The organism is Massilia orientalis, from assembly GCF_030411975.2.
Taxonomy (GTDB): Bacteria; Pseudomonadota; Gammaproteobacteria; order Burkholderiales; family Burkholderiaceae_D; genus Telluria; species Telluria orientalis.
In genome coordinates this window covers 301,444-315,434 of the sequence record NZ_JASNRB020000002.1, presented here as the reverse complement: position 1 = coordinate 315,434, position 13,991 = coordinate 301,444, and the positions used below count along the sequence as shown (strand labels likewise).

Below are 13,991 nucleotides of genomic sequence, written 5' to 3'. Positions count from 1 at the left end.
TTTCGTATTCCTCCAGTCCCTATTAGCGTACGCCATTTCTGCCCGCCGTGGCTGCGTCGGCACGATTCACGAACGGGGACGAGGGGCCGACAACGGAAGCAACTGTTGCAATTAGTTCACTCGGTTCGACCGGTTTGGAGATATGCGCCGAAAATCCGGCCTCCAGCGCGCTCAGCCGGTCTTCCGAGCGGGCGAATGCCGTCAGGGCGATGGCCGGGACCTGGCTGCCTTCCTCGCGTCCCAGGTGGCGGACCCAGTCGAGCAGTTCGAAGCCGTCCACTTCCGGCATGCCCAGGTCGCTGATCAGGAGGTTCGGCACGCGTTCCTTGAACAGGGCGAACGCATCGCGCGCGCTGGCGGCGATGCGGACGGACGCGCCGCAATCGCTCAGGATGCGCTTGATCAGTTCGCGCGCATCGCGGTCGTCGTCGACCACCAGCACGTTGACGCCGGACAGGTCGAGCACCGTCATCTCCGGCGTGGCGGGCGTCGGCAGGATCATCGCGGCGCGTGCGCTGCGCGTCGCCGGCGGTTGCTGCTTGGCGAGCGGCAATTCGATGGTGAAGCTGGCGCCCTTGCCTTCGCCGGCGCTCTCGGCGCGGACGGTGCCGCCGTGCTGCTCGATCAGGTGTTTCACGATCGCGAGACCCAGGCCGAGGCCGCCGTGGCGGCGCGTCATCGATGCGTCCGCCTGGCGGAACCGTTCGAATACGTGGGTGATGAATTCCGGCCGGATGCCCGCGCCGTTGTCGCGCACGGTGATGGCGACGCTCGCATCGTTGCGGGCGAGTTCGATGCCGACCTGGCCATCGCGCGGCGTGAACTTGATCGCGTTCGACAGCAGGTTCCATACGACCTGCTGCAGGCGCGCCGGATCGCCCGCGACGAGGCCCGGGTCGGCCGCGTACTGCTTGTCGATGCGGATGTTTTTCGCATCGGCCGCTGGGCGCACCGTCTCGATGGCCGCGTCGATGAAGCTCGCCGGCGCCACGGCCTGCATGTCGAGCAGGACCTTGCCGGACGTGATGCGGCTCATGTCGAGCAGGTCTTCGATCAGCTGGGCCTGGGCGCGGGCGTTGCGCTCGATGGTCTGCAAGCCTTTCTGCAGGTCGTTCTGATCGCGGCTGCCGCGCCGCAGCACCTGGGCCCAGCCGAGGATCGCCGACAGCGGCGTGCGCAGTTCGTGCGACAGCGTCGCCAGGAATTCGTCCTTCATCTGGCTCGTCCGTTCGGCCTCGGCGCGCGCCTGGCGCTCGCTTTCGAGCAGTACCTTGCGCTCCTCGGCCGCGCGCTGGGCGGCTTCGTACAGCCGCACGTTGTCGATGGCGACGGCGGCCTGGGCCGCGATGCCGCGCACGATGCGTTCCGTGCGTTCGCTGAACACGTCCGCTTCGGGGTGGCCGAAGAACATGGTGCCGAGCAATTCCCCGGAATGGCCGACGACGGGCACGGCGAGATAGCTGCGCACGGCCGGGTGGCCCGCAGGCAGGCCGAACGGGGGCGCGTCGCGCAGGCGTGCGTCGAGCGTGACGTCGCCGGAGCGGATCACGCCCGCCGGATGGTCCAGCAGGCCCGGGCCGAACAGGCCGGTGGGACCGGCCGCGCCGAACGCTTCGAATCCGACCGGGCTGCCGCCGGACACGGTGTACAGGGTGAACAGGTTGTTCGCATCGGGCTCGATGCCGTCGTTGCGTCCGTGGTACAGGAACGCACCCTGGCGCGCGCCGGCGATGCCCGTGGCGGCGTCCGTGGCGACTTGCAGCAGCGAGCGCAGGTCGCGCGTGGAAGCGAGCGCGCTGCCGGTGCTGTTGAGCAGTTCGAGCACGTGCGATTCGTCCCGCAGCGCTTGCTCGGCCCGCTTGACCTCGTCGACGTCCGTGTCCGTGCCGAACCAGCGCAAGACCTTGCCGTGGCGGTCGCGGACGGGATTCACCCGCGTGAGGAACCAGCGGTACTGGCCGTCCGCGCCACGGATCGGGTATTCCATTTCGAACGGATTGCCGCTCTTGATGCTGGCGCTCCAGCGCTCCAGGACAGCCGGCAGGACGGTCGGCTCGACGGCCGTCTGCCAACCCCAGCCCACGACCTGGTCCGGCGTCGTGCCGGTGTATTCGAACCAGCGTTCGTTGAACCAGACGATGGCGCCGTCGGCCTGCGCCATCCAGGCCAGCTGCGGGATCGTGTTGGCCAGCGCGCGCAATACCTCCTCGCTCTGGCGCAGGGCATCCGCGGCGCTGCGCCGGGCCGTGACGTCCTGCACCACGCCGGTCATGCCGAGCACGCCTTCGCGCCGCGCCTGGTCGGCGTAATCGGCGCGGCCCACGAGCGCCACCCAGCGCGGTTCGCCGCTCGGGCCCGGCAGGCGGCATTCCAGTTCGAGGTCGCTGTGGCCGGCAAAGGCTTGCAGCACGGCGCGGCGCACGCTTTCGCGGTCGCCCGGGTCGATGCGGGCGCGCAGTTCGCTCCACGCGAGCGGCTGCTCGGCCGGCAGGCCGAAGACGGCGGCCGCCCGTTCGCCCAGCATCACGCGGTCGCTGGCGGCGTCCCAGCGCCAGTCGCCCAGGCGGCCCGCGGCCAGCGCCACCTGCAGGCGGCTGTTGCCTTGCTGCAGGGCCTGCTGGTCGGCCTTGCGCCGGTTGATGTCCTGGAAGTACAGCGTCAGGCCGTCCGGCGACGGATGGGCGCGCACCTCGAACCAGCGTTTCAGCGCCGGCCAGAAGAATTCCTGGATCGCCGTCTCGCGGCTGACCATTGCGCGCCGGTAGACGGTTTCGAGCATGCTGCCGCGCAGTTCGGGGAACGAGGCCCACAGGTCGTGGCCGACCAGGCTGGGGCGGGTCTTTTGCAGGGGCGCGAGCATCTCCAGCGCGCGCCCGTTGATGTACATGATGCGCCATTGGTGGTCGACCGCGCAGAAGCCGTCGACCAGGCTCTCGAGCATGTTTTCCATGCGCGCGTTGGCCACGCGCAGCGCTTCGCGCGCTTCCTGCAGTTCGCGCGCGGTCGCGGCCGCGGCAGCAGCGGGCTGCGCGGAGGGATGCCGCAGCTCGTCGCGCTCGTTGCTCACCGTACGCCTCCCCGCGAGACCACCGCGGACGGCGCCGGGTCGAGCATGTCCGTCAGCTCGGAGGGGCGGGGTGCACTGCCGGTGGGCTCGAAATCAATCATCGCGTTGGGCTCTGCGCGCGCGACGGTGGTGCCGCGCAAAATGGACGGGTACAGCCGTCGCGGGCACGTCCGTCCACGGCGCGTAATGAGCCGTACACCGATTCTAGCCCAGCCCGGGCGCTTTGTTGCACACCTTTGGGCCATCGTTCAGGTGCGCACCGGCAGCGGATGCGCCACCTTGTCGAGCGCCTGCTGGAGCTGGTCCAGCTCGTAGGGCTTCTGCAGCGACAGGTAGGGGAATTCCACGTGGCGCAGCAGGGTGTCGCCATAGCCCGACGCGAAGATCACCCGCATCGACGGCGCCTGCGTCACGGCCTGGCGCGCCAGGTCGACGCCGGACATGCCGGGCAGGCTGACGTCCGTGAACAACACGTCGTATTGCCCGGCCGCCAGGTGCGCCAGCGCGTCGTTCGGATGGCCGACGCCGTCCGCCTCGTGGCCGAAGGCGCGCAGCATCTCGCACACGAGGTATTGCGAGTCGACGTTGTCTTCGACGACGAGGATGCGCATGGGACCGGTCGACTCGGCCGGCGCTTCCGTCACGGGCGCGGCGGGCGCCAGCGCGCACAGCACGCCCGCGACGGCGTCGCCGTCCGCCCGCACGGGCGTGAAATACAGGTCGTAATGGCCGCTGCCGCCCGCGCTGCCCGCGAACATGAGGTTGCGGCCCGGCGCGTACGCGGCCTCGCCGCTCCAGGCGCGCCGCAGCTCGTCGCCCGCCACCGCCAGCGGAGGCGGCATCACGGGCGGCACGCCGCCGCCGGGGGCCCGTCCGTAGGCCGGCCCGGCCAGCGCGCCGTAGGCGTCGTTGAACAGCATCGTCATGTCGCGTCCCCACACGAGCAGCATGGGCAGGGGCGTGTTGAACATGACGTCGGCGGCCAGCCTCAGTGCCTGCGGCCATTGCTGCGGTTCGCCGAGCCGGGAAGCGGACCAGTCGTAGGAACTGGAAGAGTGTGCGGACCTGCCGGGATGGAGCATAGCGCGGTAAATATTGTTATCTAAACGAAAAGAGGTTGCATAGTACCCCAAATTGTAAGCAGGGGGCGACACGACTGCGCGTCCTGCGCAGAGTCGGAAAAGACGGCAACCGGGTCGTAAAACAACAACATCGTGCACTATTGATATTGCACCACAGCATAGGTGGCCCTGTGCGGGCGCCGGGGCAAAAAAAAGCCCGCTACGGGAGCGGGCTGAATCTATCCTTGGAGGAGAATAGAGGAGACAGGTTCATAATGCTGCATCGCAAAAAAGAAATCCAATTTAGATTTGTAATGTCAGCCATTGCTTTTATAAATGACACAGCCGTGCACGCTTCAATCGGGTCACTCTTGGTGCACCAAAGAAAATGTTCTACGATAGCAAAATGTTTAAAGACGCCTTGCTGTCGTTTTCGTATTTTCCAGTCGATCCATGCGTATGGACGCTGCCGCTGCGCGCCGCGTTGGCATGGTCGACCATACCCGGCTATCATGGACCGTCCATTTCCGGCCGTTCCGTAGGGCGCCGAAAGCCCGGGCGCTTCCTGCCACCGTCTCCAGTCCAGGGTTTGCCATCCGGCCGATGCATCGTCAACTGAAGCCATCCATGAATCGAGGCCTGCGGCGGTCCTTTGTCGGCTGGGCGCTGGCCTCGCTGGCCGTGCTGTGCGCAGGCGCCGGACTGATGCCGCCCGCGCGCGCGCAGAGCGCCGTGCCCGGCGTGCCGCTGGAGCGGCGCGTGAAGGCGGCTTTCCTGTACAAATTCCTCGGCTATACCGATTTTCCCGCGAGCGCGTTTGCCGACGCCACGGCGCCGCTGACGATCGGCGTGATCGGCGCCGACGACCTCGCCGTCGAGCTGGCGCGCGTGGTGGCCGGACGCACCGTCAACAACCGCACGATCGAAGTGCGCGAGCTGCGCGAAAGCGATGCGGCGGCCCGGGTGCACCTGCTGTTCGTGGGCGGGAGCGATCCGCAGCGGGTCGCGCGCATCGTGCACCAGGCGCTGGGCGCGATGCTCGTCGTGACCGAATGCGACAACGGCTTGCAGCTCGGTAGTGTGATCAATTTCCGCATCGTCGACGAACGGGTCCGCTTCGACGTCGCGCTGGATGCGGCGGAACGCAATGGCATCAAACTCAGTTCGCGCCTGCTGACGGTGGCGAACCGGGTGCAGAAAGGAGCGCAGTGATGGTAATGCGCGACGGCGGCACGGTCCGCGGCAAACTGATTCTGATGGCGGTATCGACGACGTTCGTCGCGTTACTGGCGGCTTCCGTCGCCATGTTGCTGTTCGACCTGCGCGCGTTCCAGCGCTACTGGACGGACGACCTGATGACGCAGGCCGACATCATGGCGCGTGTGACCGCCCCGGCCCTCACGTTCAACGACGAGGAGACGGCGCGCCAGAATCTGGCCGTCCTGCGCGTGCGCCCGCAGATCCTCGCCGCCGCGATCTACACGAGCGACGGCACGCGCTTCGCCACGTACGCGGCGGCCCCGAACCAGCCGATCCCGGCGCGCCCGGCTCCGTCCGGCTACCGCATCGAGGGCGGCGAAGTGGCGGTGTTCCGCAACATCGTGGAAAACGGCGAGATGGTCGGCACGGTCTACCTGCGCTCGCGCTACGGCCTCGTCGACCGCCTGTTCAGCTACGGCGCCATCCTCGGCGCCGTGATGCTGGGCGCGCTGTTGATCGCGGGCCTCGTCGCGTCGCGCCTGCAGGCCGCCATCACGCGGCCGCTCGCGGCCGTGACGAACGTCGCGCGCCAGGTGATGCAGCGGCGCGACTTCACCCTGCGCGTGCCGGGCAACGACAGCGGAGAAATCGGCGTCCTCGTGGCCGCCTTCAACGACATGCTGGCCGAGATCGGCCGCCGCTCGCACGCGTTGCAGGAAGCGAATGCGACCCTCGAACACGAGATGCAGGTGCGTGAGCGCGCGGAGGAGGCGCTGCGCCTCGCGGACCGCCGCAAGGACGAATTCCTCGCCACGCTGGCGCACGAGCTGAGGAACCCGCTGGCGCCGATCCGCACGGGCCTCGACATCCTGCGCCTGCGCAGCGGCGATGCGCAGGCGACCCAGCGCGCGACCGACATCATGGAGCGCCAGCTGCGCCAGATGGTGCGCCTCGTCGACGACCTGCTGGACGTCTCGCGCATCAATACCGGCAAATTCACCATCAAGAGCGGCCGCGTGGAGCTGAAAGCGGTCGTCAACGACGCGCTGGAAGTCGTGCGGCCGTACATCGAGCTGCATGGCCACGAGCTGACGATCGACCTGCCGGACCGTCCCGTGTTCCTGAACGGCGACGCGACCCGTCTCGCGCAAATCCTCTCGAACCTCTTGAATAACGCGGCCAAATACACGAATCGCGGCGGCCGCGTGGGCCTGAGGGCGACGGTGGACGACCGCACGCTGACGCTGGTCGTGTCCGATACGGGCATCGGCATCGCGCCGGACATGCTGGACACCGTGTTCGAGATGTTCGTGCAGGTCGATTCGACGCTGGAGCGTTCGGTGGCCGGCCTGGGCGTGGGGCTGTCGCTGGCGCGCAAGCTGGTCGAGCTGCACGGCGGCTCCATCGAGGCGCACAGCGCGGGCCTCGGCCATGGCAGCCAGTTCGTCGTGCGGCTGCCGATCGTCGTCGAGCCGGAGCTGCCCGCGAAGCCGACGCCAATGTCGTTCATCAGCGCGGAAACGTACCGCATCCTGCTCGCCGACGATAACGTCGACTTCGTCAACAGCATCGGCGCGCTGCTGACGGCGATGGGGCACAGCGTCGTCATCACGCACAATGGCGCGGATGCGCTGGCCGCGGCCAAGCGCTTCTGTCCGGATTACGCCTTCCTCGACATCGGCCTGCCGCAGATGTCCGGCTACGACCTGGCGCGGGGCATCCGCGACCTGTCGTGCTGCACGATGACCGTCATGGTCGCCGTCACGGGCTGGGGCCAGGAAAAGGACCGCCAACTGGCGTTCGAGGCCGGCTTCGACCACCATATGGTCAAGCCCGTGCGCTTCGAGCAGATCGAGGAAATCCTGGGGAACCGCAGCGTCATCAAGAAGCTGCGCACATAAAAAAAAGCGGAAGCGCGTGCGCTTCCGCCCGACTCATGCGAAGGGGGCTATCAAGCCGGCTTGGCCTGCTTGCGGCGACGAGCCAGGAAGCCGAGGACGCCCAGGCCGGCCAGCATCATGCCGTAGGTTTCCGGTTCCGGCACCGGGGCAGCCAGGGACACCGCGCCGCCGAAGCTGGCGGCCTGGTCCGACACCAGGTTGCCGCTCACTTGCAGGTAGTAGTTGCCGGCAGCCAGGTTGTCGCTCGAGATCGTCCAGACGTCGATGTCGCCGGATTGCAGCGATTTGCCCGACGAGATCAGCGCGTTGCCGGTGGCGTTGTACAGGGACACGCCGGTGATGTCGAGACCGGTGTCGGCGCTGCGGCTCACCGACGAGATGATGGCGTCGAGGTTCCAGCCGGTGGTGCCTTCGACGGCGAAGGTAAAGCGGTCGGCAAAGGTATTGCCGTTGTTACCGGTTGCGAACGTGTCGCCGAAGAAGCCGGCGCCGTCGGTCAGGTCGAGGACCTGCGGGGTGTTGCCGACGGTGGCCGCCATGGCAGCGGTGGAAACGAACGACGCAGAAGCCAATACAACAGCAGCAATCAGTGATTTTTTCATTTCTTACCTCGCAAAGAAACAGCCGCGTCCTGCAGCTTGGTTTTCAAGAATCGGGGAAGTTCATCGTATCAAACCATCGATAAAAAGCACGGAAAATCACCGAAGTGTGCGCTACTTCGCGGAAAGATGCTGAACATAAATAGTTTCCGCCAGGATGCGGTTTTCACCCGCTTTTCATAGAGGAGTTGGTGTGTCTGGCATCAGTCATCGGCGGCGATCAGCCAAATTGCATAGTATTTGTAGGTTCACTCCTACGTAAAGACGCGAGAAAATCCGCCGCTGAGCTTTTTCTGTTTGCAGACAGGCATTGGGGCGATCGTCAAGATCGCAGGGGATACGGCTAAAAGACCGGAGGAGGGGACGCGGCAATGAAAAAGGCCAGATCTTGCGATCTGGCCTTTCGTATAAGCTGGTGCGGCTGGCAGGAATCGAACCCACGACCCCTTGGTTCGTAGCCAAGTACTCTATCCAGCTGAGCTACAGCCGCCCGAGGCACGCATTATAGCGGCGAATCGCGGTTTCGCAAAGGGCAATGATGCCGGTTCGGCAGAAATCCGCGAAGATAAAGAAAAAGGCCAGATCTTGCGATCTGGCCTTTCGTATAAGTTGGTGCGGCTGGCAGGAATCGAACCCACGACCCCTTGGTTCGTAGCCAAGTACTCTATCCAGCTGAGCTACAGCCGCCCCGAGGCCGGCATTATAGCGGACTTTTTCCTTTTGGCAAATACGAGATCACTTCGTCGTCACGGTGACCGACGTGCTGCTGGTATTGCCCGCCGCATCGCGCGCCGTCGCGGTGATGGTGTGCTGGCCGGCAGCGACCTTGCGCGTGTTCCAGTTATAGCCGAGCGTACCGCCCGTGCCCTGGGCCTTCGTCTGGCCGTCGATGACGAGCGTGGTCTTGATGCCGGCGGCGCCCGCGTCGTCCGTCGCGTTGATCGAGACCGCGACGTTGCCGTTGACCGTACCCGCCACCGGATTGCCGATGGCGACGGCAGGCGCCGTCGTGTCCTTGCTGACCGTCGTCACGCTGTTGGCGACGTTGACGGCGACGGCGGCGGACTGGCCGGCGTTACCCGCAGCGTCGTAGGCGACGGCGACCAGGCTGGCCATGCCGTTGGCGACGCCGGTCGAGTCCCAGCTGAAGCTGTACGGCGCGGCGGTGTCCGTGGCGACCACGGTGCCGTTGACCTTCAGGTCGACGCGCGCCACGCCCACGTTGTCGCCGGCATTCACGGAGACGCCGACGAGGCCGGAGACCGAGCTGTTCGCCAGCGGCGCGGCGATCGATGCGAGCGGGGCGGCCGTGTCGACCGGCGGCTGGTAGGCCACGGTGGCGCGCAGGGCGGCGGCGGCGTCCACGCGGCCGTAGCCGAACACCGGATCGCGGCCGGCCGCGCCGAGATCGACGGCCGTCGAGTACAGCAGCGACTGGATCGTGTTGCCGCCCAGGTCGGGACGGGCCGCCATCATCAGCGCGGCGACGCCGGCAGTGACCGGGGCCGAGAACGACGTGCCGTTCCATGCCGAATAGCCGAGCGAATTGTTCGTCGTCCAGATGTTCGTGCCCGGCGCTGCGATGGTGACGAAGCTGCCCCAGCTCGAGAAGCTGGCCTTGGCGTCGTTGCTGTCGGTGGCCGACACGACGACCAGCGCCGGATCGGGCACCACGTTCTCGTCGACGTTGTTGTTGCCGGCGGAAACGAACACGAGACCGCCCTTGCTGTTCATGTAGCGGGCCGCGCTGAGGATGGCGGAGCTGCCGGCGATGCCGGTATAGCTGATGTTCGCGATCCGTGCCCCGTGGTCGGCCGCATACGTGATCCCGCTGGCGATCGTGCTGAAGTAGGCGTGGCATCCGGTGCTGTCGCTGTAGGCGATGCGCAGGGGCATGATGCTGGCCGCGCCCGCGATGCCGGCCACGCCGGCCGCGTTGTTGGACGTGGCGGCCGCCGTGCCGGCGACGGCAGTGCCGTGCCCGCAGACGTCCGTCAAGTCGGTGTTGCCGCCATAGACGTTATAGCCCGCGACGAGGCGGTCCTTGAGGTCGGGGTGGTTGACGTTCACGCCCGAGTCGAGCACGGCGATCGTCACGCCGCGGCCGAGGGAGCTGTCCCACGCGCTGGTCGCGCCGATCTTGTTCAGGTGCCACTCGCTGCCCGCATACGGGTCGGTCACGGCCAGCGCGGCCGGCACGATGCGGTCGAGTTCCGCGAATTTGAGTTCGGGGCGGTGCGCCAGCTTCGCGACGACGGCCACTTCCGACGCGTTGGCCGGCAGGTCGACGATTTGCAGGCGGCTTTGTCCGACCTTGCGGCGCTTGCCGCCGTGTTCCTTGAGGATGCGATCCAGGGCCGCGTCCGACAGGCCCGGGCGCGCCTCGACCAGGATGCGGCCGCGCGCATAGCCGGCGTCTTGCGCGGCGAGGGCGGACTGTGCGGCACCGATGGAAAGGGTGCTGGCGATCAACATCGGCAGCAGGCTGAGCGAGGTGTGTGCGGACTTCATCACGTACGATTCCTTGAGATAAAAATTAGCAGGATCGTGCGCAATGACGTTCTGTCGCGACAGGCGATGGCCTGTATCGAAAGCTGGCATTGGCAGTCCTGCCGTCTTGGAGCCTAAGCTCGTTAGACCGTTGACTTTGCGTCACCCGCTTTCGCGGGCTTTGCCCTTTTCAATAAGCAGCGTTCAGCTGTTTCGGGAAATCATAATCGTTTCCGGAAATAAATTTACTGCGAAATGGAAAGAAAATGTAAGCGTATCGCGATTTAATTGCACCGACGCAACAGTTCAATATCGAAAGTGAAATGGATGTGATAATGAAATTAATACATTGCGGGGTAAAGAGAGGGAATCAGAAAAAACGAAACGATTAAAAACAAGGAAAGTGACTTGCAGTCAAATCAAGGTTTTTTTATGAGCCTGGAATAAAAAAAGCCCACCGGGCGGTGGGCTTTGAAATGAGCGGGGAATGCGGCCGAAAAAATCAGCCTTTGCGGCGCAATTTGGTCATGCCGAGCAAGCCGAGGCCGAGAAGTGCCAGCGTCGCGGGTTCCGGCACTTCGCCGCCGCCCGAATCGCCCGATCCGTCGCCATTCCGGTAATACACGGAGATGTGAGAGATATTGTGCACGGTCGAGGCGCCATTCAGCGGGAACGGCGGATCGGTGAACGGCGACGAGTAAGTGCCGCCGTAAGGCATCTTCAGCAGATACCCGACCAGGTTGGTATTGTCGCCGTCCTTGAAGATCAGCATCACGTCCTGCGGTGCGGGGGAGCCGCCGGCGTAGATGTAGGTGCCCGACACGTTGTTGCCGGTGAAGTTGAACAGTGCCGAGGTGTCGCTGCCTCCGGAAGAGTTCATATTGTCGTACTTCCCGCCGAACACCCAGTTCGAGATGCTGAAGAAGCCGCCGGAATTGATCGTGGAGAGATTGTTGTCATTCTGGTTGGCGTCGATCGGCGAGAGAATTGCGCAATTACTGGTATTACTGACTTTGCCCGAAATATCGTAAGCGGGCGATACGCCGGTACACGATACCGTAGTGGCAAATGCGCCTTGTGCAGCGAACAGTATGGAGCAGGCTACGCTGGCTTTTACAAAATTTGTGCGGAACATGATTTCTCCCTGGTTTCAGATGGGTGGTAATGCAATGATTAATGCTGCAATGACCATGCCAGGAAATAGAAACCTTGTGTTTACAGCGATTTAATTTAGAAACTCTTGGTTAAAAAAAATCGATGTAAATTTATTCGACAGATATAGTTGTTTCTAATAAAGTGATCTAAAGAAAGAGAGAAGGAAACGATGAAATAGATCGCTTCAGTGGAACATTCATTTCCGGCGAGACCGCGTAACGGGGCGCGCTGGCGTGGCAAGAATATTGCGTGATGGAATTGCGTGAGGCGAGACGGCGCGCGTCGAAGAAAACCGCAAAGGCAGAAAAGACGGAAAACGTCGCAGAACGGTACGCATCAATGAAAAATGGCTCATAAAACACAATGCGTTTTATGAGCCATTCGTAATGAGTTGGTGCGGCTGGCAGGAATCGAACCCACGACCCCTTGGTTCGTAGCCAAGTACTCTATCCAGCTGAGCTACAGCCGCCCGAGGCACGCATTATAGCAGGCTTGCCCCGAATGACAAAATGGAATGCTTGACAACCCGGAAAGGTGATCCTAAAGTGATATCACTTTCATATAACCTCATGGGATCCTGCATGTCCGCACACACTCGTCAGGAAATACCGCTCTCTTCGATGAATGGCTACCTGGCCCTGGCCGGTGGCATCCTCGCCGTCCTGGCCGGCGCCTGGCTGGTCCACCTGTCCGTTCTGGGCAGTATGGCGGGCGGGGCGGCGCTGGCCGGCATTGCGCTCGTCCTTGCCGGCGTGTTCGTGTGCGCAGGACTGTACATGCTGCAGCCGAACGAGACGGCCGTGCTGACCTTGTTCGGCCGCTATATGGGCACGGACCGCGGCGAGGGCCTGCTCTGGGCGTTCCCGCTGTATCGCAAGCGCAAGCTGACCGTGCGGGCGCGCAACCTCAATATGTCGACGCTGAAGGTCAACGACAAGCGGGGCAATCCGGTGGAACTGGCCGCCGCCGTCGTCTGGCGCGTGCGCGATACGGCCCAGGCGCTGTTCGAGGTCGACGATTTCGAGCGCTACGTCAGCGTGCAGGCCGAAGCGGCGCTGCGCCACCTGGCCGCGCAATACGCGTACGACGAGGGCGAGGACCTCGCGCCGGGCGAAACGACCCTGCGCGGCGGCGCGGCGGAAGTGGCGCAAGCGCTCAGCGTGGAACTGACCGCGCGCTTCGAGGCGGCTGGCGTCGAAACGCTGGATGCGAAGCTGACGCACCTGGCCTACGCCCCCGAGATCGCCCAGGTGATGCTGCGCCGCCAGCAGGCGCAGGCGATCATCAGTGCGCGCGCCCGCATCGTGCATGGCGCCGTCACGATGGTGGAAGATGCCCTGAAAGGCCTGGCCGAGCGCGAGATCGTCGAGCTGGACGCGGAACGCAAGGCGTCGATGGTCAGCAATCTGCTGGTCGTGCTGTGCTCGGACCGCGACGCGCAGCCCATCATCAATGCAGGCACCCTGTACAACTGAGGCGGTGCGTCGATGGCAAGTCCCGGCAAGAAGTCCTATCCGCTGCGGATCGATCCCGCGTTGTGGGAGCAACTGCAGCGGCTGGCCGCCAACGATTTGCGCAGCGTGAACGCGGAGATCGAATTCCTGCTGCGCGAGGCGCTGGCGCGGCGGGGCATCCGGGTTGGGTCCGCGCAGCGGGATGCGGAAGAGGGGGGCGCAAAATGAAAAAGGCCAGATCTTGCGATCTGGCCTTTCGTATAAGCTGGTGCGGCTGGCAGGAATCGAACCCACGACCCCTTGGTTCGTAGCCAAGTACTCTATCCAGCTGAGCTACAGCCGCCCGAGGCACGCATTATAGCAGCGGTTTCCAGTTTGGCAAAGCGCGTTACAGCTCGTGCGTGTACACGATGAAGCCCAGGTGCCGCGCGACCTTGTCATAGAGCGCGCGCCCGGCCGCATTGTCCGTGTGCGTCTGCCAGTACACGCGCGAACTGCCGGCCGCGCGCGCCTTGTCGTAGACGGCTTCGATCAATTGTCGGCCGACGCCCAGTCCGCGCCTGTCGGGCGCGGTGAACAGGTCTTGCAGGTAACAGACGTCGTGCAACCGCGTCGTGCTGCGATGAAAGATGTAATGGGCAAGGCCCACGATGCGGCCTGCGCTTTCCGCGACCAGCGCGTGCACGGGCTCGGCCGGATCGAAGAACCGGTGCCACGTGACTTGCGTAATGGATTCGGGCAGGGCCGTCGGGCCGCTGCGTCCGTAGAAGGCGTTATAGCCTTCCCACAGCGGGCGCCAACTGGCGAGCTCCTGGAGATCGAGGGGGCGAATGATGAGCTGGTCGGACATGATGAGATGTGGCGCAGCAAATGGAAAAGGCCAGATCTTGCGATCTGGCCTTTCGTATAAGTTGGTGCGGCTGGCAGGAATCGAACCCACGACCCCTTGGTTCGTAGCCAAGTACTCTATCCAGCTGAGCTACAGCCGCCCGATGCACGCATTATAGCAGTGGCATGGCGAATGAGGAAGTCTTAATTTAATTCAACATTTTCGGGGGTTCTGG

General features: G+C 64.4%; 11 protein-coding genes, 5 tRNA genes and 1 riboswitch. Of the genes, 5 read left to right on the top strand and 11 right to left on the bottom strand.

Translation table 11 applies throughout. The annotated features are described in order from the left end of the window. Positions 1-22: 22 nt before the first annotated feature. Positions 23-3,067, bottom strand: coding sequence for a hybrid sensor histidine kinase/response regulator (locus QPK29_RS03485; RefSeq protein WP_371769638.1), 3,045 nt, complete (start codon positions 3,065-3,067; stop codon positions 23-25). A 248-nt stretch (positions 3,068-3,315) separates the two neighbouring features. Continuing rightward, positions 3,316-4,149 (bottom strand): response regulator, encoded by an 834-nt coding sequence (locus QPK29_RS03480; protein ID WP_400189721.1) that lies wholly within the window; start codon positions 4,147-4,149, stop codon positions 3,316-3,318. Between the two features lie 606 nt (positions 4,150-4,755). On the opposite strand from QPK29_RS03480, the gene QPK29_RS03475 reads away from it, so the two are divergent. Both QPK29_RS03475 and QPK29_RS03470 read left to right on the top strand, forming a co-directional pair. Then, positions 4,756-5,340 (top strand): YfiR family protein, encoded by a 585-nt coding sequence (locus QPK29_RS03475; protein WP_371769640.1) that lies wholly within the window; start codon positions 4,756-4,758, stop codon positions 5,338-5,340. Then, on the top strand, positions 5,340-7,229 hold the full coding sequence (locus QPK29_RS03470; RefSeq protein ID WP_160409862.1) for a hybrid sensor histidine kinase/response regulator: 1,890 nt from the start codon (positions 5,340-5,342) through the stop codon (positions 7,227-7,229). Before QPK29_RS03475 ends, QPK29_RS03470 begins: the two co-directional genes overlap by 1 nt. Positions 7,230-7,279: 50 nt before the next feature. Here the strand turns inward: QPK29_RS03470 and QPK29_RS03465 are convergent, their stop codons facing one another. Next, positions 7,280-7,768, bottom strand: coding sequence for an FxDxF family PEP-CTERM protein (locus QPK29_RS03465; protein ID WP_160409861.1), 489 nt, complete (start codon positions 7,766-7,768; stop codon positions 7,280-7,282). Here QPK29_RS03465 and QPK29_RS03460 point away from each other — a divergent pair. Continuing rightward, positions 7,767-7,964: a hypothetical protein gene (locus QPK29_RS03460; RefSeq protein WP_371769641.1), complete on the top strand. Its 198-nt coding sequence runs from the start codon at positions 7,767-7,769 to the stop codon at positions 7,962-7,964. The two genes, QPK29_RS03465 and QPK29_RS03460, sit on opposite strands and share 2 nt — an antisense overlap. A gap of 277 nt (positions 7,965-8,241) precedes the next feature. Here the strand turns inward: QPK29_RS03460 and QPK29_RS03455 are convergent. The 5 genes from QPK29_RS03455 to QPK29_RS03435 all read right to left on the bottom strand — a co-directional run bounded on the left by QPK29_RS03455 (position 8,242) and on the right by QPK29_RS03435 (position 11,942). Continuing rightward, positions 8,242-8,318: transfer RNA gene (locus tag QPK29_RS03455), tRNA-Arg, on the bottom strand. Positions 8,319-8,438: 120 nt separating this feature from the next. Beyond that, positions 8,439-8,515, bottom strand: a tRNA-Arg gene (locus QPK29_RS03450). A 48-nt stretch (positions 8,516-8,563) separates the two neighbouring features. After that, complete coding sequence (locus QPK29_RS03445; RefSeq protein WP_371769642.1) at positions 8,564-10,339, bottom strand: S8 family serine peptidase; 1,776 nt, start codon at positions 10,337-10,339, stop codon at positions 8,564-8,566. A gap of 88 nt (positions 10,340-10,427) precedes the next feature. Further along, a riboswitch (cyclic di-GMP riboswitch) is annotated at positions 10,428-10,514 on the bottom strand. Positions 10,515-10,820: 306 nt separating this feature from the next. Further along, positions 10,821-11,453, bottom strand: a complete 633-nt coding sequence (locus QPK29_RS03440) for a PEP-CTERM sorting domain-containing protein (protein ID WP_371769643.1) — start codon at positions 11,451-11,453, stop codon at positions 10,821-10,823. A gap of 412 nt (positions 11,454-11,865) precedes the next feature. Beyond that, positions 11,866-11,942: transfer RNA gene (locus tag QPK29_RS03435), tRNA-Arg, on the bottom strand. A gap of 151 nt (positions 11,943-12,093) precedes the next feature. Here QPK29_RS03435 and QPK29_RS03430 point away from each other — a divergent pair. Continuing rightward, positions 12,094-12,948 (top strand): SPFH domain-containing protein, encoded by an 855-nt coding sequence (locus QPK29_RS03430; RefSeq protein WP_371769644.1) that lies wholly within the window; start codon positions 12,094-12,096, stop codon positions 12,946-12,948. Positions 12,949-12,960: 12 nt separating this feature from the next. Then, positions 12,961-13,155: a hypothetical protein gene (locus QPK29_RS03425; protein WP_160409858.1), complete on the top strand. Its 195-nt coding sequence runs from the start codon at positions 12,961-12,963 to the stop codon at positions 13,153-13,155. A 38-nt stretch (positions 13,156-13,193) separates the two neighbouring features. On the opposite strand, the gene QPK29_RS03420 is transcribed toward QPK29_RS03425, so the two are convergent. From QPK29_RS03420 to QPK29_RS03410, 3 genes are all read right to left on the bottom strand, one after another. Beyond that, positions 13,194-13,270 (bottom strand) — tRNA-Arg (locus QPK29_RS03420). 45 nt (positions 13,271-13,315) lie between these two features. Further along, positions 13,316-13,777: a GNAT family N-acetyltransferase gene (locus QPK29_RS03415; protein ID WP_371769645.1), complete on the bottom strand. Its 462-nt coding sequence runs from the start codon at positions 13,775-13,777 to the stop codon at positions 13,316-13,318. 62 nt (positions 13,778-13,839) lie between these two features. Then, positions 13,840-13,916: transfer RNA gene (locus QPK29_RS03410), tRNA-Arg, on the bottom strand. Positions 13,917-13,991: the final 75 nt, after the last annotated feature.

Bases quoted from the DNA above. Each gene is read 5' to 3' on its own strand.
- QPK29_RS03480 (WP_400189721.1), bottom strand. From the start codon at position 4,149: ATGCTCCATCCCGGCAGGTCCGCACACTCTTCCAGTTCCTACGACTGG.
- QPK29_RS03475 (WP_371769640.1), top strand. From the start codon at position 4,756: ATGAATCGAGGCCTGCGGCGGTCCTTTGTCGGCTGGGCGCTGGCCTCG.
- QPK29_RS03470 (WP_160409862.1), top strand. From the start codon at position 5,340: ATGGTAATGCGCGACGGCGGCACGGTCCGCGGCAAACTGATTCTGATG.
- QPK29_RS03460 (WP_371769641.1), top strand. From the start codon at position 7,767: ATGGCAGCGGTGGAAACGAACGACGCAGAAGCCAATACAACAGCAGCA.
- QPK29_RS03465 (WP_160409861.1), bottom strand. From the start codon at position 7,768: ATGGCGGCCACCGTCGGCAACACCCCGCAGGTCCTCGACCTGACCGAC.
- QPK29_RS03445 (WP_371769642.1), bottom strand. From the start codon at position 10,339: ATGAAGTCCGCACACACCTCGCTCAGCCTGCTGCCGATGTTGATCGCC.
- QPK29_RS03440 (WP_371769643.1), bottom strand. From the start codon at position 11,453: ATGTTCCGCACAAATTTTGTAAAAGCCAGCGTAGCCTGCTCCATACTG.
- QPK29_RS03430 (WP_371769644.1), top strand. From the start codon at position 12,094: ATGAATGGCTACCTGGCCCTGGCCGGTGGCATCCTCGCCGTCCTGGCC.
- QPK29_RS03425 (WP_160409858.1), top strand. From the start codon at position 12,961: ATGGCAAGTCCCGGCAAGAAGTCCTATCCGCTGCGGATCGATCCCGCG.
- QPK29_RS03415 (WP_371769645.1), bottom strand. From the start codon at position 13,777: ATGTCCGACCAGCTCATCATTCGCCCCCTCGATCTCCAGGAGCTCGCC.